The organism is Pseudomonas sp. TE9122, from assembly GCF_056278925.1.
Map to the genome: position 1 here is coordinate 4,367,126 of NZ_JBWBQI010000001.1, position 22,760 is coordinate 4,389,885.

A 22,760-nucleotide genomic window follows, 5' to 3' on the forward strand; every position below is an offset into this window, starting at 1 on the left:
GAAAAAAACAGTCGATTATGGATTCACAACAGATCGTTCAGGTCGGTGTACCTCTGAAGTATCCCCATTCGGCTCCCTCTCCCTCCGGGAGAGGGCTGGGGTGAGGGGCTTTTGATCCACGCAAATCAAGCCGGGGTCAAACACTCCGGCCCATTCAACTTCGGATCATTCACCAGATTCGCCAACACCCGCTCACGCAGCGCCGCCGGTTCACTGGCGAGCAAACCCTGCAACACATGAAGCGGCGTTTCGGGATCAAGCCAGGCAGCCTGCCCCGCTTCATCGAGAATCAACGGTCGCCGCTGACTCGCCGCCGATTGAGTGATTACCGCCGTGCTCAGCCAGACCTGTTCCTGCACCGGATACGCTTCCCAGATCGCGGCGAAAAACAACGACGAGCCCTCCCCCGGCGTCAACCAGTACGGCCGCTTGCGCTGAGTGCCGCGCCATTCGTAGAAACCGTTGGCCGGCAGCAGGCAACGCCGCAGACGCAGCGCCTCACGAAACATCGGCTGCTCGGCCACGGTTTCGGCGCGAGCATGGGCCGGGGTCTTCGACAGATCGGTCAGCCACGGCGGTGTCAGGCCCCAGCGCGCACGGGCCAACGTGCGCTGGCCGTCTTCGTCGGCACGCAGCATCAACACCGAATCATTGGGGGAAATGTTCCACTGCGCCTGTTGATCGGCGGGAAAACCTGGCAGGGCCGCAAAGTCGCGGTTCCAGCGAAACAGGGCATAACGTCCACACATGGGGCAACATAACTCTGAATAAAACCAGCGCCAGCCTAACAGACCAGCGTCCCGGGGAAGCTCTCCGGTTCGTCGCCGTGTAGCGGCAGCGCGGCATTGTACAAGTTGATCAGCTCGCGGGCGTATTCGGCCTGATCGTTATCCACCGACAGCCCGAGCAGGCCGAAGATCGGCAGTTCACCCGTACCGCCCACCAGATCACAGCCGATCAGGTGCGCCTCGATTCCTTCGTTGGCGAGCATGCCCTTGAGCATCTCGCCTTCCATCAGGTTCGCCGGTTCGTAGATGCGCTGCATACGCGGCCCTCACTCGTTTTCGCTGAAGACTTCCAGATGCCACTCGTCCTCATGGACTTGCAGGACAAAGGTGATCGGACGACAGCACACCTGGCAATCCTCGATATACGTTTGATCGCCGCCGGACAAATCCAGCGTGGTCTCGACTTCCTCACCGCAATACGGACATTCATACCGTGCATCTTCCAGCATCGCGGTCTCCCAAGTGACTTGTGCGTATAATCGCCGGTCTATTTGCAGGGCTATTTTTGTCTGGCTACTTTTCAGACCGTGCCCTGCGGGTTTTCGATCAAACCCTTTACTTACCCTAGCCGTTTCCAACAAGAGAGCATGATGGGCGAATTCGATGCCATCCGACCTTACGACGACAGCGAAGTACCTGCGGTACTGGCAAGGCTGCTCGGCGACAAGGCGTTTCTAGATATCCTCACCCACTTCCGCTTCCCGCGTTTTGCCGGTGCCTTCGGCTGGATGCTCAAACCTCTTATAGCCCATCGGCTGCGTCGTGAGTTTGCCGACGTGAATTCCGTGGCTACCTTACAGGACAAAGTCGAGTTCTACGTCGACCACACCATTGAGCGCGCCACCGACGGCGTGACGTATACCGGTGTCGAGCAGTTCAAGTCCGGCAGCGCCTACCTGTTCATCGCCAACCACCGGGATATCGTCATGGACCCGGCCTTCGTCAATTACGCCGTGTACCACGCCGGCCTGCCGACGCCGCGCATCGCGATTGGCGACAACCTGCTGCAGAAGCCTTTTGTCAGTGACCTGATGCGCTTGAACAAGAGCTTCATCGTCCACCGTTCGATCACCGGCCGTCGCGAGAAAATGGCGGCGTATCAATTGCTGTCGGCGTACATCAATCACTCGATCCGCAACGATTGCGCCTCGATCTGGATTGCTCAGGCTGAAGGTCGGGCGAAGGACGGCGACGACCGCACCGAGTCGGCGATCCTCAAGATGTTCCACATGAGCCGCAAGGACGAGCCGTTCGGCGAAGTGATCCGCTCGCTCAACGTGACGCCGGTGTCGATCAGCTATGAGTACGACCCCTGCGACCAGGCCAAGGCCCGCGAACTCTACATCCGCGCCACCACCGGCACCTACGCCAAGGCGCCGGGCGAGGATGACGTGAGCATTGCCAAGGGCATCACCGGCTACAAGGGCCGGGTCCACGTGAACTTTGCCGCGCCGATCACTGAGGTGTTCGAGGACACCAAGCAATTGGCGATCGAGATGGACAAGCAGATTCTCGGCGGCTACCGGTTGTTCCCGGTGCATTACCTGGCGTACGCGCAGTGGGCGGATGCCGATCCGCAACTGAATGTGCCGACGGCGGCCGAGGTGTTCCCGGCTGACGAACTGGCCAAGGCGCAGGATGAGTGGCAAAGCCGTCTGGACGCCTGCCCCGCTGAGCATCGTCCGTACCTGGTGCTGCAATATGCGACGCCGGTGCGCAATCAGTATCGGGTCAAGGCTGGGTTGCCGCTGTAGGCAACGGCTGTGGCGAGGGGATTTATCCCCGTTGGAGTGCGCAGCGCTCCCAAGTTTTTACCTGAGAAAAACGGGACCTGCTACGCAGTCCAGCGGGGATAAATCCCCTCGCCACAGGGTTTGCTTTTGCTTTCAGAAGCGCGTGCTGATCCACGAGACGATCAGGGCCAGGCCCAGGCAAGCAAATCCAAAGCGATAGAAAAACCGGTTCATGCGCAACGTCGCCCAATCGAGCATCGGCTCGGCATTGGGCTGCGCCTGGCGCTGTGCCGCCAGACTGGCCTGGGCGCGTTGCTCACGGCGGCGGGTCGCGTGCAGCAGCCAGCTGCCCGGAAAGGCCAGGAGCAAGGCCAGCAGGTTGATCAACTTGGCGGGATGGGCGGTAAACAGCGTCATCAAGTGCAGCGACATCACAGACCTCGAACTTAACCGGTGTGGCAGACGCCAGACCGACGACCGCGGCGCGGATTCTACCCAAACCCTGACGTCCTGCCCCAGCCTTTGCGACAAATAACCTGATAATCGACCGATGGCTGTCCTGTGTCATGGCATCGTCACGTGGATGCTTCACCCTGCGCGCCTCGAAACCCGAATGGAATGCGACATGCTGCACGCGGAAAACCAGGATCGCCTGTACCTCATCACTCCTTACGACGACCAGCAAAGCCTGATCGGCAGCCTTGCCTTCAACGTGCAGGATCGGCACTGGCTGGTGTATTGCGCGCTGGGCGGGCATCAGCATGCGGACTTGCCCGAGACGGATTTGCTGACCGGAGTGAGCGTGCTCGATTTTTATTCTCAGGCTGCCTGAACGTCAAAAGCACCCTCACCCTAGCCCTCTCCCAGAGGGAGAGGGGACTGACCGAGGTGTTTGCGGTAGATACGCCGACTTGAGATACCGCGCCGAATTCAGGTTTTGAAGCACACGCGATCGGCTCCCTCTCCTTGGGGAGAGGGGACTGACTGAGGTGTTTGCGGTAGATACGCCGACATGAGATACCGCGCCGAACTCAGGTTTTGAAGCACACGCGATCGGCTCCCTCTCCCTCGGGAGAGGGCTGGGGTGAGGGGAATCGATTTCCCATACGATACAAATCTCAGATCCACAAAAAAGCCCGGAACCATCACTGGCCCCGGGCTTTTTTATATCCGCTGCAAGCTTACTCAGCGAGCACCTGACCCACGGTCGGGTCCTTGAACAGACGCGTCAGTGCGTCACTCAATACATCGCTGACCAATTTGGTATTGGTCTCCTGATTCGGCGCCATGCCGAAGCGCTGGTCCAGCGACGCACCGTAACGGCCGCTGTAACGGCGGTTGGCGTTCTGCACGTCGGAGCGGAAGGTCGCGCCGATGGTGGCTTCGGTCACGTACATGCCTTCTTTCGGCGACTGGTATTTCAGCTCGGCCAGGGTCACGGTCAGCTGCGGCGCGTTAGGTGCGCTGGTGGTCGGGGTGAAGCCGAGCAGACGTACGGCAGCTTCGGCCTGGGCCTGCAGCTTCGGCAGGATCTGCTCGCGCTGCACGGTGATGGCGCTGGTTTCCGGATACAGACCGCCACGGGTACCGAGGGTCGGCGACGGACGACCGTCGACCACACGCACGATGACCGGCTGGCCGCGACCGACCGCTGGCAATTGCGTGGTCAGCTTTGGCTCCGGATTCAGTTGTTGCGGGCTGTGGGCGCAGCCGGCGAGGGTCAAACCGGCGACAGTGATCAAACCGAACAACAGGCGTTGCAACATGCTCTTCTCTCCAGAATCAGGCACAAACAGGCCGGCAGTATAGCGGTGGGCCACTGCGCGTAACCAGCGTCGCACAGTGAATACTGAAATGTCTGACAAACCCCGCTGAAAGCGGTTCCTGTCACACATTCTTCACCGTCCATACACCGCGACGTCACGGCCCACCGGCAAGCTTCACAGCAGTCCTCCTTCAAGGAACTCTGCCATGCGTTATCTGATCTCGCTGTTCGCCCCACGCCCGCTGCATCGCAGCTTTGCCCTGCTCGACCGCAACGGTCATTGCCAGGCCTTCAAGCAGTGCAGCCTGCAACCGATGGGCGACGGCTGGGTGGAAATCGAAGAAATCCGCCTGACCTGGCTGAACCAGCCGCTGCCCGCCAGCGCCCGGGTCGTACCGCGACAAATGCGCGCACGGGGTCAGGTGCAGTTGAGCATCTGACCGGATGCCTAATAAAAGTCATTAAACACGAGCAACTGCGCGCATTTCTTCGCTACAATCTCCCCCCGATTATAAGGACGTCTCCTGATCGGGCCCCGCAACAGCGTCAATGCGCATGCATCGACATCAAAATCGCCCACAGAGAGCCGCCCACACAGATCGAGTGAAGTTGGCGCGCTTGCCTGTTCTTCCGGCAAAAACCCGCTTTTCGCGAATCTGCAGAGCTGTCATTCGCTCGGCCACCGCGTTGTTTTGCCCTAGCGGGCAGGTGCCAGGCCAAGGCAGCCCTTTTTTGAGGTTCACGTCTTCAAAAGAGCGTGAAAAAAACGGGTTTTCACAACTTCACAAGAGTGTGGCGAGCAAATGAATAGTTTTGCGTCTGAACATGCACCATTAGCGTCTGAAACAGCCCAACGACACAGGACCGGGTATACCTCGAACATCGGAGCCTGAAGCCTGTCCGCTACGGATTTGGTTGCACGAAAACGGATGACTCGACCATAAGTCGAATTGCCAGCCCTGCGCGAAAATGCGTTCATGGAACGCTTGAAACCAGGCCGCACGCATCCGTCGAAGTTGCGAAAAATTGCGAAGATTCGGACATGGCCCACCTGACCACGGATAGCCCGGGCCCACTGACCTGCCCTGGAACGCCTGGCAGCCATGCCGACAATTTGGTGCTGCAGATTTGGGAGACGCGTTAAATGGCGCATAACGAAGCAGTCGACGTAGTTCTGGTAGGGGCCGGCATCATGAGTGCCACCCTGGCCGTACTGCTCAAAGAGCTCGACCCCGCGATCAAGCTGGAAGTCGTCGAGCTGATGGATTCCGGCGCCGCCGAGAGTTCCAATCCGTGGAACAACGCCGGTACCGGTCACGCCGGCCTGTGCGAGCTGAACTACACCCCGCAGGCTGCCGATGGCAGCGTCGACATCAAGAAAGCCGTGCACATCAACACCCAGTTCGAGGTGTCGAAGCAGTTCTGGTCGTACCTGACCAAAAAGGGCACGTTCGGCTCGTGCAAATCCTTCATCAGTCCGGTACCGCACCTTAGTTTCGTTCAGGGCGAGAGCGGTGTGTCGTTCCTCAAGGAACGCTTCAATGTCCTGAGCAAGCACCACGCGTTTGCCGACATGGAGTACACCGAAGACAAAGGCAAGATGGCCGAGTGGATGCCGCTGATGATGCCGGGCCGCTCGCCGGACGAAGTCCTCGCCGCCACCCGTGTGATGAACGGCACCGACGTCAACTTCGGCGCCCTGACCAATCAGTTGCTCAAGCATTTGAGCAGTGCCCCGGACACCCAGGTCAAGTACTGCAAGCGCGTGACTGGCCTCAAGCGTAACGGCGCCGGCTGGACCGTCAGCATCAAGGACGTCAACAACGGCAACACCCGCGAAGTCGACGCCAGGTTCGTCTTCCTCGGTGCCGGTGGCGCTGCCCTGCCGTTGCTGCAGGCTTCGGGCATCGAAGAAAGCAAAGGCTTCGGTGGCTTCCCGATCAGTGGCCAGTGGCTGCGCTGCGATAACCCGGAAGTGGTCAAGCACCACCAGGCCAAGGTTTACAGCCAGGCGGCCGTAGGTTCGCCACCGATGTCGGTGCCGCACCTCGACACTCGCGTCGTCGACGGCAAGAAATCCCTGCTGTTCGGGCCATACGCCGGTTTCACCACCAAGTTCCTCAAGCATGGCTCCTTCATGGACCTGCCGATGTCGGTGCGCGCCGGCAACATCGGGCCGATGCTGGCGGTGGCGAAAAACAACATGGACCTGACCAAGTACCTGGTCAGCGAAGTGATGCAATCGATGGAACAGCGCCTGGAATCCCTGCGGCGTTTCTACCCGCAGGCGAAAGCCGAAGACTGGCGCCTGGAAGTGGCCGGGCAACGGGTGCAGATCATCAAGAAGGACCCGAAAAAGGGCGGCATCCTGCAGTTCGGTACCGAACTGGTCGCGGCGAAGGACGGCTCCCTCGCCGCCCTGCTCGGCGCTTCGCCAGGCGCGTCGGTGACCGTTTCGATCATGCTCGAGCTGATCGAGAAGTGCTTCCCGGCCAAGGCGTCCGGCGAGTGGGCAAGCAAACTGGCCGAGATCTTCCCGGCCCGTGAAAAGGTTCTGGAAACCGATGCTGCGCTGTATCGCAAGATCAACACGCAGAACAACATCGCCCTGGAACTGGTTGAAGAAAGCAGCGAGACCCCAAGCTACGCTTGATCTTGCCGCATAAAAAACGCCCCGATCGGGGCGTTTTTTCATGGCCTTGAAAAGCAAAAGATCGCAGCCTTCGGCAGCTCCTACACAGGTTTTGTGTTCAACCTGTAGGAGCTGCCGCAGGCTGCGATCTTTTGATCTCAGGAGCGGGACTTTTCGATCAGCTCGATGTAGTCCGGGGCGTTGCGCTGATCGGCGATCAGGTCAACAAAGGTCTTGCCCTGCTCATCCTTGCCATCAACGTCATAACCCGCCGCAACGAAGAAGCCCAGAAAGCGCTCGAAATCATCGATGCGCAAACCGCGATAGGCCTTGATCAGTTTGTGCAGCGACGGCGAAGTGGCGTCGACCGGCTCAAAATCGAGGAACAGCTTGATCTGCTCATCGCCGATCTCGTCACCAATCACTTGTTTCTTATCTTTACGCATTGCCGACTCCAGCTCGCAGACATGACACGGGGCGGGCAGTTTACCCTTGCCCGGCCGCCCGGCTCAACGCGGACGAATCGCCCCGGTATGAAGATCGGCCCAGATATGGCCATTGGCATAACTGAGGAACTGCACATACACCGTGTCGTTGCGCAGCAGATCCATCACCACGCGGTATTGAGCGAGCGGATAGAACAGCGTCAGGGTTTTGCTTTTATCGTTATATGCCGGTTTCTTCAGGCTTTTGCTTTCGCCGTCGAAACTCACCAGCACCTGGTTGATGTTCGCACCTTTGTTCAGAGACTTGCCCTTGAGGCGGATCAACAAGGACGAGGTGACCGGAATCGGCTGCTGATTGGACTGGCGCTGCGCACCGACCACCACCGAATATTCGCTGACCTGCAGCAGTTGCTGCTGCTCGGGTTCAGCGTCGCGCAGGGTCAGATCGTCCGGCGGCAGGAACTGGCTGTGCATCGGCGCAGCGGACAGCGGCAGGCTGATGGACAGCAACAGGGCGGCGAGGCTGCGGATCAAGAGGCGCATGACAGCTCCGGGGGCGGGGCCGAGCACTCTAGCATGGCTGTCGCGCAAGGATCAGCACACATAAAAACAACTGTGGGAGCGAGCCTGCTCGCGAAAGCGGTGTGTCAGTTTTCAATGATGCTGACTGACACGACGCCTTCGCGAGCAGGCTCGCTCCCACAGGGGGCAATGCAGGTTCTTACATGCCTTTAACGGCGTAAATCCCGTTGGCATTGCGCCAGTAGCCTTTGTAGTCCATGCCATAACCGAAGATGTAGCGGTCGATGCACGGCAGGCCGACGAAATCGGCTTTCAGGTCAGGACGTGCCTTGCGGTCGTGGTCCTTGTCGATCAGCACGGCGGTGTGCACTTTGCGTGCGCCGGCGTGTTTGCAGAAGTCGATGATCGCGCCCAGGGTGTGACCTTCATCGAGGATGTCGTCGATGATCAGCACGTCGCGGTCGATGAACGAGACTTCCGGCTTGGCTTTCCAGAACAGGTCGCCGCCGCTGGTTTCGTTGCGATAACGGGTCGCGTGCAGGTAGGACGCTTCCAGCGGGAATTGCAGATGCGTCAGCAGTTTGCCGGAGAAGATCAGGCCGCCGTTCATCACGCAGAACACCACCGGATTGCTGTCAGCCAGTTGTTCGTTGATTTGTGCACCGACGCGAGCGATGGCCGCCTCGACTTCAGATTCGGTGTACAGGCAGTCAGCCTCTCGCATGATTTGACGGATATGCTCGAGATCAGCGGACATGGCGCTCTCCAGGGGGTTGGCGGAATTGGAAAAGCGGGCAAAGGTACGCATCCCGCGAGGTCGAATCAAGCTCTTATGGACTAACGTACAGAATGTCCTATAGGACATCACCCTCGGATAGATTAATCTAGGCCGGTTTTTTTGCCCGCCGCCGGAGCCTTTCCCATGCCCATCCTCGAGATCCGCCATCCGCTGATCCGTCATAAACTCGGCCTGATGCGCCGCGCTGACATCAGCACCAAGAATTTCCGCGAGCTCGCTCAGGAAGTCGGCGCCCTGTTGACCTATGAAGCTACAAAAGATCTGCCGCTCGAATCCTACGACATTGCCGGTTGGTGCGGCACCGTGTCGGTGGAGAAGATCGCCGGCAAGAAGATCACCGTCGTGCCGATCCTGCGTGCCGGTATCGGCATGCTCGAAGGCGTGCTCAGCCTGATCCCGGGCGCCAAGGTCTCCGCTGTGGGCGTTGCCCGCAACGAAGAGAGACCCTGCAAGCGCACACCTATCTGGAAAAACTGGTACCGGAAATCGACGAGCGCCTGGCGATGATCATCGACCCGATGCTCGCCACCGGCAGCTCCATGGTTGCCACCATCGACCTGCTGAAAAAGGCCGGTTGCCGCGACATTCGCGCCATGGTCCTGGTGGCCGCGCCGGAAGGCATTGCTGCGGTCGAACAGGCGCACCCGGACGTGACCATCTACACCGCGTCCATCGATGAACGCTTGAACGAGCACGGCTACATCATTCCTGGGCTTGGCGACGCCGGTGACAAGATCTTCGGCACCAAGCAGAAGGACGCGTGACCATGCAGCAAGAGTTCAACGATCCGCTCTGGCGCACGGTGCTGTCCGGCGCGCAGATGCTGTTCGTGGCCTTCGGCGCCCTGGTGCTGATGCCGCTGATCACCGGCCTGGACCCGAACGTGGCACTGTTCACCGCAGGTCTGGGGACGATCCTGTTCCAGATCGTCACCGGCCGTCAGGTGCCGGTGTTCCTCGCGTCGAGCTTCGCCTTCATCACGCCGATCATCCTCGCCAAGGGCCAGTTCGGCCTCGCCGCGACCATGGGCGGGGTGATGGCGGCCGGTTTCGTCTACACCTTCCTCGGCCTGGCCGTGAAGATCAAAGGCACCGGCTTCATTGACCGCTTGCTGCCACCGGTGGTGATTGGTCCAGTAATCATTTCCATCGGCCTGGCCATGGCGCCGATTGCCGCGAACATGGCGATGGGCAAGGCCGGCGACGGCACCGAACTGATCCACTATCAGACGGCGATGATGATTTCCATGCCGGCGCTGCTGACCACGCTGATCGTGGCGGTCTTCGGCAAGGGCATCTTCCGTCTGGTGCCGATCATTTCCGGCGTGCTGGTGGGCTTTGCCATGTCGTTCTATTTCGGCGTGGTCGATACGGCGAAAATTGCTGCAGCGCCATGGTTCGCCCTGCCGCACTTCACCGCGCCCGAGTTCAACTGGCAGGCGATTCTGTTCATCGTTCCGGTGGCGCTGGCCCCGGCGATCGAACACATCGGCGGCGTGATTGCCGTGGGTAGCGTGACCGGTCGCGATTACCTGAAGAAGCCGGGCCTGCATCGCACCCTGCTCGGTGACGGCATCGCCACCACGGCCGCCGGCCTGTTCGGTGGCCCGCCCAACACCACTTACGCCGAAGTGACCGGCGCGGTGATGCTGACCAAGAACTACAACCCGAAAATCATGACCTGGGCGGCGATCTTCGCCATCACCCTAGCGTTCATCGGCAAGTTCGGCGCGCTGCTGCAAAGCATTCCGGTGCCGGTAATGGGCGGGATTCTGTGCTTGCTGTTCGGTTCAATCGCGGCAGTGGGCATGAACACCCTGATCCGCCACAAGATCGACCTGGGCGAAGCGCGCAACCTGGTGATTGTTTCGGTGACGCTGGTGTTCGGTATCGGCGGCGTGCTGGTTGGCACCGGCACCGGTCCTGATGACTTCGGCCTCAAAGGCATCGCGCTGTGCGCGGTGGTGGCGATTGCGCTGAACCTGATCCTGCCGGGCAATGATGGCTGGAAGCAGAAGAAGGCGGATGAGCCGCTGATCTAAGGCTTTCGGATCTTCATCGCCTGACAGATAGCATTCGCGAGCAGGCTCGCTCCCACAGGTCTGGAATGCATTTCAACCTCTGGGAGCGAGCCTGCTCGCGAAGCTTTTAAAGGGCCAGCGGCGCTCGTTCGCAGAGGGTCGCCAGCGCCTTGGCCCATTGCGGGTCGTCGTTCAGGCACGGCACCAGCACCAACTCCTCGCCCCCCGCTTCGCGGAACTGTTCCTTGCCGCGATCGCCGATCTCTTCCAGCGTCTCGATGCAATCGGCGACGAACGCCGGGCACATCACCAGAATCTTTTTCACCCCGCTTTTGGCCAGTTCATCCAGCCGCGCTTCGGTATACGGCTCGATCCATTTCGCCCGGCCCAGGCGTGACTGAAACGACACCGACCATTTGCCGTCCGCCAGCCCCATGGTTTTGGCGAAGGCGGCGGCGGTACGGAAACACTGCGCGCGATAACAGGTCGCCAATACCTCCGGCGAGGCGGTCTGGCAGCAATCGGCGCCCTTGAGGCAGTGATTGCCCGTCGGGTCGAGTTTGCTCAGATGGCGCTCAGGCAAGCCGTGAAAGCTCAGCAGCAGATGATCGTAGTCCTGCTGCAGATGTGGTCGAGCGCTGGCGGCCAGTGCCTCGATGTATTCCGGCTGATCGTAGAACGGTTGCAGGATCGACAACTGCACGTCGAGTTTCTTCTCGCGCAGCACGCGCCGGGCTTCTTCGATCACGGTGGTCGTGGTGCTGTCGGCGAACTGCGGGTACAGCGGCGCCAGAGTGATCTTCTTATGTCCCGCTTTGACCAGACGCAGCAGACAGGTTTCGATCGACGGCTCGCCATAGCGCATCGCCAGATCCACCGGGCCGTGTTTCCACGTCCGGGTCATCTGCTCCTGCAAGCGGCGGCTGAGCACCACCAGCGGCGAGCCCTCCTCCCACCAGATCGAGGCATAGGCGTGTGCCGATTGCTCGGGACGCTTGATCAGGATCAGCGACACCAGCAACCGCCTCAGCGGCCATGGCAGGTCGATCACGTAGGGGTCCATCAGAAATTGATTGAGGTAGCTGCGCACATCGGCCACCGAGGTGGAGGCCGGAGAGCCCAGGTTGACCAGAAGCAAAGCGTGATCGGTCATGCAACGTCCTATTTCAGAGGCGGCTGGAGAGATCATCCAGAGCCGCGCGTAAATCCGTAAAGCGGAAGCTGAACCCCGCTTCGAGCAAGCGTGCCGGCGTCGCGCGCTGGCCGCCAAGCAATAACAGTGACAGCTCGCCGAGCATGACTTTCAGCGCCAGGGTCGGCATCGGCATGAACGCCGGGCGGTGCAACACACTGCCCAGAGTCTTGGCAAATTCGCGGTTGCGCACAGGTTTCGGCGCGCAGGCATTATAAGGACCGCTCGCCTGATTCCGGTGCAGAAGAAAATCAATCAGGGCGATTTGATCGTCGATGTGAATCCACGGCATCCACTGCCGACCATTGCCCAAAGGCCCGCCCAGCCCGAGCTTGAACGGCAGCAACAGCCGCGACAAAAAGCCGCCCTCAGCCGACAGCACCAGACCGGTTCGCACCAGTACCACGCGGATGCCGAGGTTTTCGGCGCGCAGGGCGGTTTCTTCCCAGGCGATGCACAACTGACTGGCGAAGTCGTCGATGCCCGGCGGTGATTCTTCAGTCAACTCGCGTTCGCCACCGTCGCCGTACCAGCCGATCGCCGAGCCGGAAATCAGCAGCGACGGTTTCTGCGCGCGAGTTTCCAGCCACGCCAGCAGCGTTTCCGTCAGGGTGATGCGGCTGCTCCACAGCAACGCCTTGCGACGATGGGTCCAGGGGCGGTCGGCAATCGGCGCGCCGGCGAGATTGACGATCGCATCCAGCGGCTCTTCGCCGAGGTCCTCCAGACGGGCAATCCCGCGCACCTGCGAGCCGCAGATCTGCGCGACTTTTTCCGCGCGGCGACTCCACACCGTCAGCCGATGGCCCTGCTCCAGCCAGTGCCGGCAGAGCTGACGTCCGATCAAACCAGTACCGCCGGTCAGCAATATGTGCATGACATCTTCCTCGCGTGGCGTTTAACCCGGATCACTAGTCTATTTTTATAGGCAGGGATCTTTTCGATCGGGCAGGCTCTATGGTTTAACAATAGGCCAAGCTGTCAGAACGAGAACGCTAGAAGTTATACCAAAAAACAGAATTGTACAGGTTTCATCGACGGCGTAGTCTGTACAGAAAGGTAAACGAGGCCCCTATGACTGTACCTATCGCAATCATCGGCACCGGCATCGCCGGGCTCTCCGCCGCTCAGGCTCTGACAGAGACCGGGCATACCGTTCAACTGTTCGATAAAAGCCGCGGCAGCGGGGGGCGCATGTCGAGCAAGCGCAGCGACGCCGGCTCGCTGGACTTGGGCGCTCAATACTTCACCGCGCGCGACCGGCGCTTCGTCACCGAAGTGCAGCGCTGGCAGAGCCGGGGCTGGGCCGCCGAGTGGGCGCCGCAGCTGTACACCTTCCAGGGCGGCCAACTGAACATGTCGCCCGACGAGCAGACCCGCTGGGTCGGCACGCCGCGCATGAGCGCCATCACCCGTGGCCTGCTCGATGGCCTGGACGTGCAGTTTGCCTGCCGCATCACCGAGGTCTATCGCGGCGAAGAGCACTGGCATCTGCAGGACGCCGACGGCTGCACCCACGGCCCCTTCAGCCATGTGGTGATCGCCACACCGGCACCGCAAGCCACCGCGCTGCTGGCCGCCGCACCGAAACTTGCCGGCGTCGCTGCCGGGGTGAAAATGGAGCCGACCTGGGCCGTCGCCCTCGCCTTTGAAACCCCGCTGGATACGCCGATCGAAGGCTGCTTCGTACAGGACAGCCCGCTCGACTGGCTGGCGCGCAACCGCAGCAAACCCGGGCGCGACAGCACTCTCGACACTTGGGTGCTGCATGCAACCAGCGCCTGGAGCCGGCAACACATCGACCTCTCCAAGGAAGCAGTAATCGAACATCTGCACGGTGCTTTTGCCGAACTGCTGCACAGCGCCATGCCTGCGCCGACCTTCAGCCTCGCCCACCGCTGGCTCTATGCGCGCCCCGCTACCGGCCACGAGTGGACCACGCTGGCCGACGCCGACCTGGGCTTGTACGCCTGCGGCGACTGGTGCCTGTCGGGCCGCGTTGAAGGCGCTTGGCTGAGCGGTCAGGAGGCTGCACGTCGCTTGCACGAACACCTGCAATGAATCGCATCAATCCGCGCAAATTGCTGCTGTCGAAGTGGACAGCAGCCCATCCGCAAAATCGCGAAAAACATTTTCTGGTCACCGAACTGATCCGCGACGAGGAAGGTACGGTGCTGGAAGTTGAATTGCAGGCGGTGTTGACCCAGCGTAGCGAGCGGATGGATTGGCAGGTGCTGAAAGACAGCGAGCACTGGTTACTGGGCTGGAAATAGATTTCCCTTGTGGGAGCGAGCCTGCTCGCGAAAGCGCTGTATCAAATGCAATTTCATTCACTGGCCCACCGCTTTCGCGAGCAGGCTCGCTCCCACATATTCAGCGCTGTAGAAAAATCTTATACAAATCATTTGACTTGTACATCCATCGATCTATGCTGAGGAAAAGTTGTACAGAGATAACTCTCTGTACAGGTATAGATTCGAGGTGCTCATGTCTACTGCTTCCCTGTCCAAGCCGAAGATCGCCATCAGCGCCTGCCTGTTGGGCGAAGAAGTGCGCTACAACGGTGGGCACAAGGAATCGCGGCTGTGCAGCCGTACCCTCACCGAATATTTCGATTTCGTCCCGTTGTGCCCGGAAGTCGCCATCGGCATGGGCATTCCCCGTGAGCCGATTCGGCTGGTCGGCGACCCTGAGCAACCCGAGGCAGTCGGCACCGTTGACCGGACCATCAACGTAACCAGGCCGCTGGCCGAGTACGGCGAGAAAATGGCCGCCGAGTTGCAGGACCTGTCCGGCTACATCTTCATGCAGCAGTCGCCCTCCTGCGGGCTGGAACGGGTCAAGGTCTATCACGACAACGGCGCGCCAGTGAACGGTGGCGGACGCGGCATCTATGCGCAGGCATTCTGTGCACAGCATCCGGATCTGCCGGTGGAAGAAGCCGGGCGCCTCAACGATCCGGTGCTGCGGGAAAACTTCATCACCCGCGTCCTGGCCTACAGCGCCTGGCAGCAAGTGCTCGCCGAGGGCCTGAGCCGCCGCGCCCTCACCGAGTTCCATTCGCGCTACAAGTACCTGCTGATGGCGCACAACCCGCTGCAATACAAAAACCTCGGCAAGATGCTCGGCAACATGGCCGACAGCGATCCCGCCGAACTCGGCCCGCGCTATTTCAGCGAGCTGATGGCCGCGCTGAAGAAATGCGCCACTCGCGGCACCCATTGCAACGTGCTGCTGCACCTCAGTGGTTATTTGAAACAATCGCTGAGCGCCGAAGACAAACAGGAAATGCAGCAGATCATCGGTCAGTACCGCCAGGGCATCGTGCCGCTGGTGGTGCCGTTGACCTTGCTCAAACACCACTTTCGACTCCATCCGGACCCGTACATCGCGCAGCAGGTTTACCTGCAGCCGCATCCGGAAAACCTCAGTCTGCGAAACGCGATCTAATGAACGATAAAACCGACAGCAGCGCCCAGGAAGACCTCGGCGCCGACTTCAAGAAAGCCCTCGACGAGGGCTGGTTGCCGATTCGCGAAGTCGCGCGGCAGACAGGCGTCAACGCCATCACCCTGCGCGCGTGGGAACGTCGCTATGGGTTGGTGGTGCCTCAGCGCACGCCCAAGGGCCATCGACTGTATAGCGCTGAACATGTGCAGCGGATCATGGCCATCCTTACCTGGCTCAACCGTGGCGTTGCGGTCAGCCAGGTCAAGCCACTGCTCGATGCGCCGCAGGCCTTCACGGAAACCGTGGAAAACGATTGGCAGCGTCTGCATCAGACCTTGCTGTCGGCGGTCACATCGCTCAATGAGCGCGCGCTGGATGACAGCGTCAATCAGGCCATCGCCTTGTATCCGCCACGGACGTTGTGCGAGCAATTGCTGATGCCGCTGCTGGCCGAGCTCGAACAGCGCTGGCAGGGCCAGTTCGGCGCACAGATGGAACGGACGTTTTTCTTTTCCTGGTTGCGCAGCAAATTCGGCGCACGCATCTACCATAACAACCGTCAGCTGCATTCGGCGCCGCTGTTGTTGATCAATCATTCCGACCTGCCGCTGGAGCCGCATCTGTGGCTGTGCGCATGGCTGATCAGCAGTGCCGATTGCCCGGTGCAAGTGTTCGACTGGCCACTGCCGGCCGGTGAACTGGCGCTGACCGTCGAGCATCTGCAAGCCCGTGGCGTGCTGCTGTATTCGAGCAAAGCCATGCAACTGGCGCAGTTGCCCAAGCTGTTGGCAAACGTCAATTGCCCGACCTTGATTGCTGGCCCCACGGTGCACATTCACCACACCGAGTTGTCCGCACGCACCGCCCAGACTGCCGATCTGTTCCTGGCTGAAGATCCGCTTGCCGCACACCAGGCGCTGCTCGAGCGCGGATTGATTTGATGATGGGTTTAATCACATGCAACTGATCTGGCTGCGCAGCGACTTGCGCCTACATGACAACACAGCCCTCGCGGCCGCCGCAGCGCGCGGCCCGACCGTGGCGGTGTATCTGGTGAGTCCGCAGCAGTGGCTGGAGCACGACGATGCGCCGTGCAAAGTGGATTTCTGGCTGCGCAACCTGCGCGAACTGAGTCAGAGCCTCGGCGCGCTGAACATCCCGTTGTTGATTCGCAGCGCACCGCACTGGGATCAGGCACCGGCAGAATTGCTCAAGCTGTGCCGGCAATTGAAGGTCGAGGCGGTGCACGCCAACGAGGAATACGGCGTTCACGAAAGCCACCGTGATGAAGCCGTGGCCGAAACGTTGCGAGCCGAAGGCATCGAATTCCACAGTTACCTGGATCAGTTGCTGTTCAAACCCGGCACAGTGCTGACCAAGACCGGCACCTACTTCCAGGTGTTCAGTCAGTTTCGCAAAGTCTGCTACGAACGCCTGCATCGCTCGATGCCGGCACTGGTCAAGGCACCCGGCAAGCAGGCCGCGCTGGATATCGCCAGCGATGCAATTCCGGAGGCGGTAAAAGGTTTCGCCACACCGAGCGAATCCCTGCGCGCCCTGTGGCCGGCCGGCGAGCAAGAGGCGCGACGCCGCCTCGATACCTTCACCGACGCGCAGATCGACTACTACCGCAGTGAACGCGACTTCCCGGCCAAACCTGGCACCAGCCAATTGTCGGCGTATCTTGCCGCCGGCGTGATCTCGCCACGCCAGTGCCTGCACGCTGCACTGCAAAGCAATCAGGGCGAGTTCGAAAGCGGCAAGGTCGGCGCAGTGACCTGGATCAACGAGCTGCTGTGGCGCGAGTTCTATAAACACATTCTGGTCGGCTACCCACGCGTCTCCCGGCATCGCGCCTTCCGCCCGGAAACCGAGGCGCTGGCCTGGCGCGATGCGCCGGAAGAACTCAAGGCCTGGCAGGAGGCACGCACCGGGCTGCCGATCATCGACGCGGCGATGCGTCAACTGCTGGAAACCGGCTGGATGCACAATCGCCTGCGCATGGTCGTAGCGATGTTCCTGACCAAAAACCTGCTGATCGACTGGCGCGAGGGCGAACGCTTTTTCATGCGCCACCTGATCGACGGCGACCTGGCGGCCAACAACGGTGGCTGGCAGTGGAGCTCATCGACCGGCACCGACTCGGCGCCGTACTTCCGTATCTTCAACCCGTTGAGCCAGTCGGAAAAATTCGATGCCGAAGGCGTGTTCATCAAGCACTGGTTGCCGGAACTGGCCGGGCTCAACAAGAAGGAAGTGCACAATCCGGCGGCAGCCGGAGGACTGTTCGGCGTGGCCGATTATCCGGCGCAGATCGTTAACCTCAGCACTTCACGCGAGCGTGCGCTGACAGCGTTCAAGAACTTGCCGTCGCGCCAGCCTGTGGGCGGCAGCGATGAGTGAATTCCTGCGCAGCTTCGCCCGCGAGTTTTCCGGGTTGAACAAGGACAACCTGCATCGCCTCGGCGAGCTGTACAGCGAAGACATTCATTTCACCGATCCGCTGCACGAAGTTCAGGGCTTGGCACAACTGCGGGATTACTTCAGTGAGCTGTACGCCAACGTCAGCGATCTGCGTTTCGATTTTCACGGCTTTGACCAGATCCGCGAAGGTGAGGGTTACCTGCGCTGGGTCATGAGTTATCGCCATCCGCGCCTGGCCAACGGTCGGGAAATCAGGGTCGGTGGCTGCTCGCACCTGCTCTGGCGCGACAAGGTTTATCGCCATCGGGATTATTTCGATGCCGGGGCGCTGCTGTATGAACACTTGCCAATATTGGGCCGGGTGATTGCCTGGCTGAAAAGGAGAATGGGATGAGTCGTACACCTCCACGGCGGTATTGGTTGACCGGCGCCAGCAGTGGCATCGGTGCAGCCTTGTGTGAGGACATTCTGAAAAGCGGCGCGCACCTGGCGGTCAGCTCGCGCTCGGCCGCGCCGCTCAAGGTTTTGTCCCAGCGTTACCCGGGCCAGGTGCTGGTGGTGCCCGGCGATCTGACCAACAGTCAGACCGTGCGCGAAATCGGTGAGCAGATCGCCGAGGCCTGGGGATCGCTGGACAGCGTGATTCTCAACGCCGGCACCTGTGAATATGTCGACGCGCGCCAGTTCGATTCGTCGATCATCGAGCACGTGGTGCGCACCAATCTGCTCGCCAGCAGCTATTGCATCGAGGCCGCCCTGCCGCTGTTGCGCAAAGGCACCGCGCCGCATCTGGTCGGCATGGCCAGCTCGGTGACTTACCTGCCGCTGCCACGGGCCGAAGCCTATGGCGCATCGAAGGCCGGGCTGCGTTACCTGTTCGAATCGCTGCGCATCGATCTGGCGGATGAAGGTATTGAAGTCACCATCATCAGCCCGGGTTTTGTCGAAACACCGCTGACCGAAAGGAACGATTTCCCGATGCCGCTGAGCTGGCCCGCAGATAAAGCGGCGCGGCACATCTTCGCCAAACTCAAGGACCGTCCGCTGGAAATTGCCTTCCCGGGGCTGTTCATGGCCGCGCTGTGGCCGCTGTCCAAGCTGCCCGCTCGCGCGCAACTGGCGATCGGCAAACGCATGGTGCGCAAGAACCCACCGCAGCGGGACCCGATATGAAAATCGCCGTAATTGGCAGCGGTATCGCCGGGCTCACCTGCGCCTACCTGCTGAACCGCCGCCACGACATCACCGTGTTCGAAGCGAGTGACTGGGTCGGCGGCCATACCCACACCGTACCGGTCAGCGTGGCCGGGCAATCGTTCGCCATCGATACCGGTTTCATCGTGTTCAACGACTGGACCTACCCGAACTTCATTCGCTTGCTCAACCAGCTCGGCGTGGCGTTCAAGCCGACCGAAATGAGCTTTTCGGTAACCGACCCGGACACCGGCGTCGAGTACAACGGCAACAACCTCAACAGCCTGTTCGCCCAGCGCAGCAATCTGTTGTCGCCGGGGTTCTGGGGCATGCTGCGCGATATTCTGCGCTTCAACAAAGAAGCGCAGCGCGACCTGATCGAACTGCGCATCGCCGCCGATACGACCCTCGATGATTACCTCAAGGCTGGCGGCTACGGCGAGCGTTTCATCCTGCATTACATCGTGCCGATGGGCGCGGCGATCTGGTCGATGCCGATGGCGGAAATGCTCAATTTCCCGCTGCAATTCTTCCTGCGCTTCTTCAAGAATCATGGCCTGCTCTCAGTCAGCGATCGTCCGCAGTGGCAGGTCATTGAAGGCGGATCCAGTGCTTATGTGGCGCCACTGACCGCTTCGTTCAGCGACAGGATCCGCCTGAACTGCCCAGTCAAGCGAGTCGAGCGCAACCAGCACGGCGTGGTTATCCACAGCCCGGCCGGCCTCGAACATTTCGACAAAGTGGTGTTCGCCTGTCACAGCGATCAGGCGCTGAACCTGCTGGCCAACCCGAGCGACGCCGAGCGCTCGATTCTCGGCGCCCTGCTCTACGCAGACAACGATGTCGTGCTGCACACCGACACGCGCCTGCTGCCGACGCGCAAACTGGCCTGGGCCAGCTGGAATTATCGCCTCGGGGGCGCCGGCCATACGCGCGCGGCGGTCACCTACAACATGAACATCCTGCAGGGCATCGAAAGCGACACTACGTTCTGCGTCAGCCTCAACCAGACTGCCGGCATCAGCCCGGACAAGGTACTGGCCCGCTATACCTACGCCCACCCGCAATACACCCTCGCCGCAGCGGCCGCGCAAAACCGTTGGGGCGAACTCGATGGCGAGCAGCACACACATTATTGCGGCGCCTACTGGGCCAACGGCTTTCATGAAGATGGCGTGGTCAGCGGGCTGCGCGTAGCCGCCGCGTTCGGTGAAACCCTGTGAACAGCGCTCTGTACAGCGGCGTCATCGGCCACCGACGTTTTTCGCCGCGCCGCCACGAATTCCGCTACCGCATCGGTTTGCTCTACCTCGACCTGAGCGAACAGGACGCCGTACTGGCCCTGTCGCCACTGGCCGGGCGCAGCCGCTTTGCGCCGTTCTCGTTTCGCGAAACCGATTACCTGAAAGCCTTCACCGGCAAGGGCATGCGCCTGATCGACGCGGTGCGCCAGCAGGTCGGCGCAGCCATCGGTCATGAGCCACAAGGCGCGGTGTGCCTGCTGACCCAGCCGCGCAGTTGGGGCCTGTCGTTCAATCCGGTGAGTTTCTTCTATTGCCATGAAGCCGACGGACAACTCGCGGCGATCGTTTGTGAAGTAACCAATACGCCATGGCGCGAGCGTTTTCATTACGTGTTGCCGGCGCAGACGCCGACCAGTCTGGTGGATTTCCACCAACATTTTGCTGTAGCCAAGGCGTTTCACGTTTCACCGTTTCTGCCCCGCGACCTCGAATACCGCATGAGCTTCAGCCCGGCCGCGCAAAGCCTGGGTGTGCACATGGCCGATTGGCAGGGCAGCGAGAAACTGTTCGACGCCACACTGAATCTGCGCCGCGAACCGCTCGATCGTCGCAGCCTGCATCGCTATCTGCGGCGCTTCCCGTGGATGACCGCAAAAACCGCCTTGGCGATTTATTGGCAAGCACTGCGACTGCTGCTCAAGCGCGCGCCGATCTTCCCTCACCAGGCTGCCGACGGCAGCTTTAAAACCGCCACTGTGCCTCCGAAGGAGCCGCACCATGAAATCCTCTAGCCTGCCGCTCGGTCGCTTCAGCACCAACGGTTTGACCGGCTCGCTGCTGCGCCGTGGCGTGTTGCGCCAATTGGCCCAGCTCAAACACGGACAATTGATGGTCGTCGAGGATGGCGAACAAATGCTTTTCGGCACCCCGGGCAGTGCTCTGCTTGGTGAAGTCCATGTGCTCGATCCGGCCCTGTGGGGCATGGTCGCCAGTAGCGGCTCGATCGGCGCCGGCGAAGCATTCATCCACGGCTATTGGAGTTCGCCGGACCTGACTGCTGTGGTGCGCGTGTTCGTCAGCAATCTCGATGTACTCGATGCCATGGAAGGTGGCCTGGCGCGTCTGGGCCGGCCCTTCGTGCAAGGGCTGCACTGGCTCAATCGCAACACGCGCAAGGGTTCGCAGAAAAACATCGCCGCGCACTACGACCTCGGCAATGAACTGTTCGAACAGTTTCTCGACCCGACCATGATGTATTCCGCCGCCCAGTTCCTTTCGCCGAGCGACACCCTGGAACAGGCGCAACTGAACAAACTCGAGCGCATCTGCCAGAAACTCGCGCTCAAACCCAGCGACCACCTGCTGGAAATCGGCACCGGTTGGGGCAGCATGGCCCTTTACGCAGCGCAGCATTACGGTTGCCGCGTGACCACTACGACGCTGTCGAAAGAGCAGTTCGCGTTCACTGCCAAGCGCATCGAACAACTCGGCTTGCAGGATCGCGTCACCCTGCTGCTCAAGGACTACCGCGACCTCAGCGGCGAGTACGACAAACTGGTATCGATCGAGATGATCGAGGCGGTCGGCCATCGGTTCCTGCCGACCTACTTCAAGCAATGCGCGCAGTTGCTCAAAAGCAACGGCCTGATGCTGCTCCAGGCGATCACCATTCGCGAACAACGCTACGAACAGGCCAAGCGCAGCGTCGACTTCATCCAGCGCTACATCTTCCCCGGCGGCGCCCTGCCCTCGGTGCACAAGATGCTCGATGTGGTCGGCCGCGAAACCGACATGAACCTGCTGCACATGGAAGATTTCGGCCTGCATTACGCCAAGACACTGCGCCTGTGGCACGAGAACTTTCGCCTCGCCCATGGTCGTCTGAACGAATTGGGCTATGACGATTATTTCCTGCGTTTGTGGGAGTTTTACCTGTGCTATTGCGAGGGCGGGTTCCTCGAACGCACCATCGGCACCGCGCAATTGCTGCTGGCCAAACCGGCGGCGATGACCGCGCCGCTGCTCGGACGCTTCGATGCGTGAGCGAATCGCCAATGCCGTGCTGTTTCAGCTCGGCTGGCTGGCCTGCGTGCTCGGCGGCAACAGTTTATGGCTGTTGCTGGCACTGGCGGCGCTGGTGATTCATCTGCGCTGGATCAGCAGTTGGGCGGCGGAAGGTCGTTTGATACTGTGCGTGGTGATTGTCGGCACGGCGGTGGACAGTGTTCTGCGTTATCTCGGCGTGTTCCGCTTTGCAGACGCCTCGCCGCTGATTCCGCTGTGGCTGATGCTGCTATGGGCACTGCTCGCCACCACGTTGCGCCACTGCCTGGCCTGGAGCGCGCGGCCATGGTGGCTGGCCAGCGGACTTGGCGCGGTGGGCGGGGCATTGTCGTACTACGGTGGCGGACGCTTGGCCGGCGTGCATTTCCCTTACGGCGAAGTGTCGACGCTGATCGTCATCGGACTGCTCTGGGCAGGGCTGTTCCCGCTGTTGCACTTGATGGCACGGCGTCTGGCGCCGTGAGCGTCCGTCAGCGCTTTCACACCC

26 protein-coding genes and 1 pseudogene are annotated in these 22,760 nt (G+C 60.8%); 17 read left to right on the forward strand and 10 right to left on the reverse strand.

Features of this window, described 5'->3' with window-relative positions; genetic code table 11:
- Window positions 1-125 precede the first annotated feature (125 nt).
- From ACZ9BE_RS19600 to ACZ9BE_RS19610, 3 genes are read right to left on the reverse strand one after another with little or no spacing between them, the layout of a single operon-like run.
- Window positions 126-749 carry an SOS response-associated peptidase gene (locus ACZ9BE_RS19600; RefSeq protein WP_039761324.1) on the reverse strand — a complete coding sequence of 208 codons (624 nt, stop codon included), beginning with the start codon at window positions 747-749 and terminating at the stop codon, window positions 126-128.
- Between the two features lie 35 nt (window positions 750-784).
- Window positions 785-1,045 (reverse strand): putative signal transducing protein, encoded by a 261-nt coding sequence (locus ACZ9BE_RS19605; RefSeq protein WP_041479982.1) that lies wholly within the window; start codon window positions 1,043-1,045, stop codon window positions 785-787.
- A gap of 9 nt (window positions 1,046-1,054) precedes the next feature.
- The gene (locus ACZ9BE_RS19610) at window positions 1,055-1,237 is read right to left on the reverse strand and encodes a CPXCG motif-containing cysteine-rich protein (protein ID WP_041479983.1); all 183 of its coding nucleotides are present in this window, start codon (window positions 1,235-1,237) and stop codon (window positions 1,055-1,057) included.
- A gap of 138 nt (window positions 1,238-1,375) precedes the next feature.
- Between ACZ9BE_RS19610 and ACZ9BE_RS19615 the strand changes: the two genes are divergently transcribed.
- Window positions 1,376-2,542: a 1-acyl-sn-glycerol-3-phosphate acyltransferase gene (locus ACZ9BE_RS19615; RefSeq protein ID WP_041479984.1), complete on the forward strand. Its 1,167-nt coding sequence runs from the start codon at window positions 1,376-1,378 to the stop codon at window positions 2,540-2,542.
- A gap of 132 nt (window positions 2,543-2,674) precedes the next feature.
- On the opposite strand, the gene ACZ9BE_RS19620 is transcribed toward ACZ9BE_RS19615, so the two are convergent.
- A complete protein-coding gene (locus ACZ9BE_RS19620; RefSeq protein WP_016770663.1) occupies window positions 2,675-2,953 on the reverse strand; it encodes a hypothetical protein in 279 nt (92 codons plus the stop codon).
- A 193-nt stretch (window positions 2,954-3,146) separates the two neighbouring features.
- Here ACZ9BE_RS19620 and ACZ9BE_RS19625 point away from each other — a divergent pair, with 193 nt between their 5' ends.
- Window positions 3,147-3,353: a hypothetical protein gene (locus ACZ9BE_RS19625; protein WP_095181665.1), complete on the forward strand. Its 207-nt coding sequence runs from the start codon at window positions 3,147-3,149 to the stop codon at window positions 3,351-3,353.
- A gap of 349 nt (window positions 3,354-3,702) precedes the next feature.
- On the opposite strand, the gene ACZ9BE_RS19630 is transcribed toward ACZ9BE_RS19625, so the two are convergent.
- Window positions 3,703-4,287, reverse strand: coding sequence for a YajG family lipoprotein (locus ACZ9BE_RS19630; protein ID WP_039761315.1), 585 nt, complete (start codon window positions 4,285-4,287; stop codon window positions 3,703-3,705).
- Window positions 4,288-4,492: 205 nt separating this feature from the next.
- Between ACZ9BE_RS19630 and ACZ9BE_RS19635 the strand changes: the two genes are divergently transcribed.
- Together ACZ9BE_RS19635 and mqo are read left to right on the forward strand one after the other, a co-directional pair.
- The gene (locus ACZ9BE_RS19635; RefSeq protein WP_039761314.1) at window positions 4,493-4,726 is read left to right on the forward strand and encodes a hypothetical protein; all 234 of its coding nucleotides are present in this window, start codon (window positions 4,493-4,495) and stop codon (window positions 4,724-4,726) included.
- Window positions 4,727-5,430: 704 nt separating this feature from the next.
- Window positions 5,431-6,939 carry a malate dehydrogenase (quinone) gene (gene mqo, locus ACZ9BE_RS19640; protein WP_476249836.1) on the forward strand — a complete coding sequence of 503 codons (1,509 nt, stop codon included), beginning with the start codon at window positions 5,431-5,433 and terminating at the stop codon, window positions 6,937-6,939.
- Between the two features lie 137 nt (window positions 6,940-7,076).
- Here the strand turns inward: mqo and ACZ9BE_RS19645 are convergent, their stop codons facing one another.
- The 3 genes from ACZ9BE_RS19645 to ACZ9BE_RS19655 all read right to left on the reverse strand — a co-directional run bounded on the left by ACZ9BE_RS19645 (window position 7,077) and on the right by ACZ9BE_RS19655 (window position 8,643).
- On the reverse strand, window positions 7,077-7,364 hold the full coding sequence (locus ACZ9BE_RS19645) for a PA4642 family protein (RefSeq protein ID WP_041479985.1): 288 nt from the start codon (window positions 7,362-7,364) through the stop codon (window positions 7,077-7,079).
- A 63-nt stretch (window positions 7,365-7,427) separates the two neighbouring features.
- Window positions 7,428-7,907, reverse strand: coding sequence for a hypothetical protein (locus ACZ9BE_RS19650; RefSeq protein WP_236168902.1), 480 nt, complete (start codon window positions 7,905-7,907; stop codon window positions 7,428-7,430).
- A gap of 178 nt (window positions 7,908-8,085) precedes the next feature.
- On the reverse strand, window positions 8,086-8,643 hold the full coding sequence (locus ACZ9BE_RS19655; RefSeq protein ID WP_016773231.1) for a hypoxanthine-guanine phosphoribosyltransferase: 558 nt from the start codon (window positions 8,641-8,643) through the stop codon (window positions 8,086-8,088).
- Between the two features lie 165 nt (window positions 8,644-8,808).
- On the opposite strand from ACZ9BE_RS19655, the pseudogene upp reads away from it, so the two are divergent.
- Both upp and ACZ9BE_RS19665 read left to right on the forward strand, forming a co-directional pair.
- A pseudogene (upp, locus tag ACZ9BE_RS19660) lies at window positions 8,809-9,449 on the forward strand (uracil phosphoribosyltransferase).
- A gap of 2 nt (window positions 9,450-9,451) precedes the next feature.
- Window positions 9,452-10,726, forward strand: a complete 1,275-nt coding sequence (locus ACZ9BE_RS19665) for a uracil-xanthine permease family protein (RefSeq protein ID WP_016773229.1) — start codon at window positions 9,452-9,454, stop codon at window positions 10,724-10,726.
- A gap of 106 nt (window positions 10,727-10,832) precedes the next feature.
- Here the strand turns inward: ACZ9BE_RS19665 and hemH are convergent, their stop codons facing one another.
- Both hemH and ACZ9BE_RS19675 read right to left on the reverse strand, forming a co-directional pair.
- Window positions 10,833-11,858 carry a ferrochelatase gene (gene hemH / locus ACZ9BE_RS19670; RefSeq protein ID WP_476249837.1) on the reverse strand — a complete coding sequence of 342 codons (1,026 nt, stop codon included), beginning with the start codon at window positions 11,856-11,858 and terminating at the stop codon, window positions 10,833-10,835.
- A gap of 13 nt (window positions 11,859-11,871) precedes the next feature.
- Entirely contained in the window at window positions 11,872-12,774 is a 903-nt protein-coding gene (locus ACZ9BE_RS19675; protein ID WP_476249838.1) for a TIGR01777 family oxidoreductase, read from the reverse strand.
- 197 nt (window positions 12,775-12,971) lie between these two features.
- Between ACZ9BE_RS19675 and ACZ9BE_RS19680 the strand changes: the two genes are divergently transcribed.
- The 11 genes from ACZ9BE_RS19680 to ACZ9BE_RS19730 all read left to right on the forward strand — a co-directional run bounded on the left by ACZ9BE_RS19680 (window position 12,972) and on the right by ACZ9BE_RS19730 (window position 22,736).
- Entirely contained in the window at window positions 12,972-13,958 is a 987-nt protein-coding gene (locus ACZ9BE_RS19680; protein ID WP_252884827.1) for an NAD(P)/FAD-dependent oxidoreductase, read from the forward strand.
- Window positions 13,955-14,170, forward strand: a complete 216-nt coding sequence (locus tag ACZ9BE_RS19685; protein ID WP_041479991.1) for a TIGR02450 family Trp-rich protein — start codon at window positions 13,955-13,957, stop codon at window positions 14,168-14,170. The genes ACZ9BE_RS19680 and ACZ9BE_RS19685 overlap by 4 nt, the downstream gene beginning before the upstream one ends.
- A 214-nt stretch (window positions 14,171-14,384) precedes the next feature.
- Window positions 14,385-15,347: a YbgA family protein gene (locus ACZ9BE_RS19690; RefSeq protein ID WP_041479992.1), complete on the forward strand. Its 963-nt coding sequence runs from the start codon at window positions 14,385-14,387 to the stop codon at window positions 15,345-15,347.
- Window positions 15,347-16,288 carry a MerR family transcriptional regulator gene (locus ACZ9BE_RS19695; protein ID WP_056790272.1) on the forward strand — a complete coding sequence of 314 codons (942 nt, stop codon included), beginning with the start codon at window positions 15,347-15,349 and terminating at the stop codon, window positions 16,286-16,288. The genes ACZ9BE_RS19690 and ACZ9BE_RS19695 overlap by 1 nt, the downstream gene beginning before the upstream one ends.
- 16 nt (window positions 16,289-16,304) lie before the next feature.
- Window positions 16,305-17,750: a deoxyribodipyrimidine photo-lyase gene (phrB, locus tag ACZ9BE_RS19700; protein ID WP_476249839.1), complete on the forward strand. Its 1,446-nt coding sequence runs from the start codon at window positions 16,305-16,307 to the stop codon at window positions 17,748-17,750.
- Window positions 17,743-18,165, forward strand: coding sequence for a nuclear transport factor 2 family protein (locus ACZ9BE_RS19705; protein WP_476249840.1), 423 nt, complete (start codon window positions 17,743-17,745; stop codon window positions 18,163-18,165). Before phrB ends, ACZ9BE_RS19705 begins: the two co-directional genes overlap by 8 nt.
- Entirely contained in the window at window positions 18,162-18,944 is a 783-nt protein-coding gene (locus ACZ9BE_RS19710; RefSeq protein ID WP_016773219.1) for an SDR family NAD(P)-dependent oxidoreductase, read from the forward strand. The genes ACZ9BE_RS19705 and ACZ9BE_RS19710 overlap by 4 nt, the downstream gene beginning before the upstream one ends.
- On the forward strand, window positions 18,941-20,188 hold the full coding sequence (locus ACZ9BE_RS19715; protein ID WP_016773218.1) for an NAD(P)/FAD-dependent oxidoreductase: 1,248 nt from the start codon (window positions 18,941-18,943) through the stop codon (window positions 20,186-20,188). The genes ACZ9BE_RS19710 and ACZ9BE_RS19715 overlap by 4 nt, the downstream gene beginning before the upstream one ends.
- Window positions 20,185-21,000 (forward strand): DUF1365 domain-containing protein, encoded by an 816-nt coding sequence (locus ACZ9BE_RS19720; protein ID WP_476249841.1) that lies wholly within the window; start codon window positions 20,185-20,187, stop codon window positions 20,998-21,000. The genes ACZ9BE_RS19715 and ACZ9BE_RS19720 overlap by 4 nt, the downstream gene beginning before the upstream one ends.
- Window positions 20,987-22,252 (forward strand): SAM-dependent methyltransferase, encoded by a 1,266-nt coding sequence (locus tag ACZ9BE_RS19725; RefSeq protein ID WP_150638780.1) that lies wholly within the window; start codon window positions 20,987-20,989, stop codon window positions 22,250-22,252. Before ACZ9BE_RS19720 ends, ACZ9BE_RS19725 begins: the two co-directional genes overlap by 14 nt.
- Entirely contained in the window at window positions 22,245-22,736 is a 492-nt protein-coding gene (locus tag ACZ9BE_RS19730; RefSeq protein ID WP_041480000.1) for a DUF2878 domain-containing protein, read from the forward strand. Before ACZ9BE_RS19725 ends, ACZ9BE_RS19730 begins: the two co-directional genes overlap by 8 nt.
- The last annotated feature ends 24 nt before the right edge of the window (window positions 22,737-22,760 follow it).

Bases quoted from the DNA above. Each gene is read 5' to 3' on its own strand.
- ACZ9BE_RS19710 (WP_016773219.1), top strand. From the start codon at position 18,162: ATGAGTCGTACACCTCCACGGCGGTATTGGTTGACCGGCGCCAGCAGT.
- ACZ9BE_RS19665 (WP_016773229.1), top strand. From the start codon at position 9,452: ATGCAGCAAGAGTTCAACGATCCGCTCTGGCGCACGGTGCTGTCCGGC.
- mqo (WP_476249836.1), top strand. From the start codon at position 5,431: ATGGCGCATAACGAAGCAGTCGACGTAGTTCTGGTAGGGGCCGGCATC.
- ACZ9BE_RS19620 (WP_016770663.1), bottom strand. From the start codon at position 2,953: ATGTCGCTGCACTTGATGACGCTGTTTACCGCCCATCCCGCCAAGTTG.
- ACZ9BE_RS19625 (WP_095181665.1), top strand. From the start codon at position 3,147: ATGCTGCACGCGGAAAACCAGGATCGCCTGTACCTCATCACTCCTTAC.
- ACZ9BE_RS19610 (WP_041479983.1), bottom strand. From the start codon at position 1,237: ATGCTGGAAGATGCACGGTATGAATGTCCGTATTGCGGTGAGGAAGTC.
- ACZ9BE_RS19695 (WP_056790272.1), top strand. From the start codon at position 15,347: ATGAACGATAAAACCGACAGCAGCGCCCAGGAAGACCTCGGCGCCGAC.
- ACZ9BE_RS19685 (WP_041479991.1), top strand. From the start codon at position 13,955: ATGAATCGCATCAATCCGCGCAAATTGCTGCTGTCGAAGTGGACAGCA.
- ACZ9BE_RS19615 (WP_041479984.1), top strand. From the start codon at position 1,376: ATGATGGGCGAATTCGATGCCATCCGACCTTACGACGACAGCGAAGTA.
- ACZ9BE_RS19705 (WP_476249840.1), top strand. From the start codon at position 17,743: ATGAGTGAATTCCTGCGCAGCTTCGCCCGCGAGTTTTCCGGGTTGAAC.
- ACZ9BE_RS19645 (WP_041479985.1), bottom strand. From the start codon at position 7,364: ATGCGTAAAGATAAGAAACAAGTGATTGGTGACGAGATCGGCGATGAG.
- ACZ9BE_RS19675 (WP_476249838.1), bottom strand. From the start codon at position 12,774: ATGCACATATTGCTGACCGGCGGTACTGGTTTGATCGGACGTCAGCTC.
- phrB (WP_476249839.1), top strand. From the start codon at position 16,305: ATGCAACTGATCTGGCTGCGCAGCGACTTGCGCCTACATGACAACACA.
- ACZ9BE_RS19650 (WP_236168902.1), bottom strand. From the start codon at position 7,907: ATGCGCCTCTTGATCCGCAGCCTCGCCGCCCTGTTGCTGTCCATCAGC.
- hemH (WP_476249837.1), bottom strand. From the start codon at position 11,858: ATGACCGATCACGCTTTGCTTCTGGTCAACCTGGGCTCTCCGGCCTCC.
- ACZ9BE_RS19690 (WP_041479992.1), top strand. From the start codon at position 14,385: ATGTCTACTGCTTCCCTGTCCAAGCCGAAGATCGCCATCAGCGCCTGC.
- ACZ9BE_RS19630 (WP_039761315.1), bottom strand. From the start codon at position 4,287: ATGTTGCAACGCCTGTTGTTCGGTTTGATCACTGTCGCCGGTTTGACC.
- ACZ9BE_RS19680 (WP_252884827.1), top strand. From the start codon at position 12,972: ATGACTGTACCTATCGCAATCATCGGCACCGGCATCGCCGGGCTCTCC.
- ACZ9BE_RS19725 (WP_150638780.1), top strand. From the start codon at position 20,987: ATGAAATCCTCTAGCCTGCCGCTCGGTCGCTTCAGCACCAACGGTTTG.
- ACZ9BE_RS19730 (WP_041480000.1), top strand. From the start codon at position 22,245: ATGCGTGAGCGAATCGCCAATGCCGTGCTGTTTCAGCTCGGCTGGCTG.
- ACZ9BE_RS19635 (WP_039761314.1), top strand. From the start codon at position 4,493: ATGCGTTATCTGATCTCGCTGTTCGCCCCACGCCCGCTGCATCGCAGC.
- ACZ9BE_RS19655 (WP_016773231.1), bottom strand. From the start codon at position 8,643: ATGTCCGCTGATCTCGAGCATATCCGTCAAATCATGCGAGAGGCTGAC.
- ACZ9BE_RS19600 (WP_039761324.1), bottom strand. From the start codon at position 749: ATGTGTGGACGTTATGCCCTGTTTCGCTGGAACCGCGACTTTGCGGCC.
- ACZ9BE_RS19715 (WP_016773218.1), top strand. From the start codon at position 18,941: ATGAAAATCGCCGTAATTGGCAGCGGTATCGCCGGGCTCACCTGCGCC.
- ACZ9BE_RS19605 (WP_041479982.1), bottom strand. From the start codon at position 1,045: ATGCAGCGCATCTACGAACCGGCGAACCTGATGGAAGGCGAGATGCTC.